Raw genomic sequence first — 3,526 nt, forward strand, 5'->3', positions numbered from 1 at the left:
TGCGTAAAGTGCTGATTTAAGATCGCTTACTAAGCAGTGTGGCTATTTGAGCTGAAGCATCTCGACTGCTCTGTGCGAGTTTGCGAACCTCATCGGCAACAACGGCAACCCCCCTGCCGTGCTCTCCTGCACGGGCAGCCTCTATAGCTGCATTAAGCGCCAATAAATTTGTCTGATCTGAGAGTGTGTTGATTGTTTCAAGTATGCTGCTGATATCGGTCACCTGCTTTTCCATAGCCGCAGCATTATCCTTAACATCTGTCATGTCGTCTTCTAACTGCTTCATCGCCGTTCTGATCGACTCGTTAATATCGAAAGCTTCAATTGCCAGTTGATCCAATGATTTACTCGCAGCTAGGGTATCAAAGGCCGATTTAGCAATGTCGGTACTCGTTACCGATATTTCTTCTAACGCTGATGCGATATTAAGGGAGCGTTGTTGCGTTTTTCCCGCATCCTGTACCATTTCCGTACAGGAGGCTTCTAATTCTGATGATAGGCGAGAGCTTGCGTCAATAGACTGCTCTAGCCCTCTGATTAAATCTTTAAGTGCCAATATCGTTTTATTAATCGCAATAGAAACGGTGCCAAGTTCATTCTGTACCTGCATCTTTACATCAACCGTCAAATCTCCTTTCTCAGCAATCTTTGAAAGATTTTGTGTAAGACGAGTGAGTTGCGTGTTGAGTATGTATAACAGCGCGCGATAGATAAGGGTAATAACCACAATGCCGACAAAAATAATGATGAGTGTAAGTATCAGTGCGAACGAGGCTTCACTGTGCATGTCTTTTGCATTTTTGTTTACTTGTACCCATATATTGTCAAGTATCGACTTTACATCATTGATTTGTGATGTCGCTGCCCCAAACCATTCGCTGTTAGTAGGAAGCATAGTAACGTCGACTTTTCCTGAATTGAGGTTTTTAAGTGTTCGGTTTATCAACGTTGCTTTATCTGATGTCATTGCTCTCGTGAACATCGCAACACTGTCTTTAGGTAAACTGTTTTCCAGTTTTCCTGAAATATATTGTATTTCTTGTTGATAACGCTTTAGCTCACTTATGACGGTATCACTGGCCTCTTGTTGCGCTATTACGCCATTCACTTTCCCTCGTTGTTGCCCCAATCGCTCTTTTAACTGCGCTAAAAGAATGGCGCTGGACAACTGTTCTTTCGACGCTAAGTTGTTAACGTACATTGTTAATGCCGTAGCGGCATTCAGCGCTGATGCGTTGAGAGAACTGTAGAACCTAAATGCCCGCGTACCTTGTTGACTATCCACCTCTCGTCTTAGCGCCTGTTTATTACCCAAATAACCAAGTAGTGGGTTAAGAATTTTGGTTACCCTATCGCCGTACGCACCATCATTTTGCATTAATGAGGTTAACTGCGCTTCTGCGCGATCTGCCTGTTTGCGCTGAGCCTCAACGTTCTCTCGGCCTTTAGAGGTTGGGTTACCTAAGTAGCCGGCCGTTAACCCTCGTTCAACTGCATGATGGTGCGCCACAGACTCCACGGTGGCAATTAGCGCTATCATTTCGATATCGGTTGAAGCCGCTCGAGTGTCGTCTAATGACCGTTTGATATCTTTGAAAGCCAAATATGCAACACTAATTAATAGTATGCCCGCACCCAACACAGACAGCTGAAGAATAGAAAATCGTTGTAGCAAGCGCACTAATAAAGACTCCATGTAAAACACTACTGCTCAACAAGACGGATAAGGAAAGAGATACCTCCTATAATTGCCGTAAAAATAGGCAGCTCGTTTCAGTATAGGAAACATTAGAATAAGCGCAAATCGATTATCTAACCGTTGTTTTATGCGGCAAATAAAGACAAATATAATGCAGTCATGGGGGATATGACTTACACGAAAAAATCGTAATGAAAAGACAAAAAGTAACGAACCTAAGCTCTTAGTTTGTTTTCCTTTGCTTAGCGTCGCCGGTTGGCCCCCTTTTTCTATCTAGAGTTAGCAGTTTAGGTCTATCTTAGATTGCTCATCTGCTACAGGAAAACATGCTCCTGATGGCAAAGCATCGGGTATATATCTTTCCAGATGCGGGTCATAAAGCCCTTCTTCCAAAAATGCGACTAAATCATCAATTTCCTCGCCATTGAGATTCAAAGGCACAAAACGATCATCTATAACGCCATCCGCCAGTCTTTTTTGTGGCACACCGGCGTTCTTGTATAACACCACCTGTTTAACACTCGTGAAACTTCCACCGTGACCAAACACATTTGAATCTTTCAAGTTATAGAGCTGTGGTACCTTAAACTTATAGTTGTCTTCTGTTCGGCCAGTAAAACCGCCCCTACCCTTCGCATCATTTTCAGTTACTACGCCAGTTACTGTGGGGTTTGATGTATCGAGGTCGGCAAAGCCAATGGCCATAAACATTTCTTCGTTAGCAGCACCTACTTTCGAACTCAACGCGGGGCCAGTATGACAGCTTGCGCAACCCGCTTTGCCAAAGAAAAGTAAAGCGCCGCGCTTTTCTTGGTCAGTGAGCGCTGCGTCTTCGCCTTGTAACCAACGCTGGAAAGGCGCTCGATTTGCTAGTACCGTTCTCTCATATGCGGCAATTGCCTTACCCATATTTTCAAGAATATCGTCGCCCCCCTCTGGAAATGCAGCTTCATACAACAATTGATATTCCATATTTTGCTGGACGAGAGAGTTGTTGAACGTGTTGAGTCTATGCACTTTTGTGCCAGCAATTGCTTGGGTTTCTAAGCCTCCTAAACCACGTGTATTTTCAGCTTTCGGCGTACCAGGCGTAGCTAATATCTCATCAGGTAATTTAGCATTAACTAGCCCTCCATGCTGATTACCAAACTGACCGTTCCAAAGCATTACTTCTTGATAAGCCGTATTTAGAATACTGGGGGAAGTTAGCGGTTGAACATCGGGAACCAGACTAGGATCGGTGCTTGATTTATCAAAGCCTTCGGCTAAGACACGCATTTTTCCAGCAACACCAAAACCTGTTCCGCCTTCTCCAATTCCCTGCACAACACCAGATTTAAAGCCAGCAGCGGCATGGTGACAGCTTGCGCATGACCAAGTGTTGACCAGTTGATCATGAACCCCTTCCGTTGCAACGGCGGTTTCATGAAAGAGCATCATACCGAGAAAAACCTTCTCTTCAGTAAGAGTGTTATTTGGATCAGCGGGAATACTTGAGAAATCTGTAGACTGAGGCAATAAAAGCCCTACCGCGCCGCCATCTAATTGCTCGTTTAAAGTTGTCATTAATTGCGTAGACAACGAACTTTCTTCGACAGTACGCGCTTTATCTGCCCCACAACCCGATACGGTAATAACACTAGTGAGTATCAATACATTTTGAATATAAGGAATCGACTTCATGACTTCACCTTGACTACATTCAACGAAGTTTAAATTTCAAAGCATCAGGGCCACGAAGCAGCGGTGGTGCTAGTTGAAAGCACACTTATTAAAATTGTTTAATAAATAATATAGCCGACATTCCGCATCAAATTCAGGAATAAA

General features: G+C 43.8%; 2 protein-coding genes. Both read right to left on the minus strand.

What is annotated here, in order from left to right; genetic code table 11:
* Window positions 1–16: 16 nt before the first annotated feature.
* Window positions 17–1,696 (minus strand): methyl-accepting chemotaxis protein, encoded by a 1,680-nt coding sequence (locus tag ACX5KA_RS11575; RefSeq protein ID WP_458731213.1) that lies wholly within the window; start codon window positions 1,694–1,696, stop codon window positions 17–19.
* 282 nt (window positions 1,697–1,978) lie between these two features.
* Window positions 1,979–3,382 (minus strand): cytochrome-c peroxidase, encoded by a 1,404-nt coding sequence (locus tag ACX5KA_RS11580; RefSeq protein ID WP_458731214.1) that lies wholly within the window; start codon window positions 3,380–3,382, stop codon window positions 1,979–1,981.
* Between the last annotated feature and the right edge of the window lie 144 nt (window positions 3,383–3,526).

The organism is Alteromonas alvinellae, from assembly GCF_902705805.1.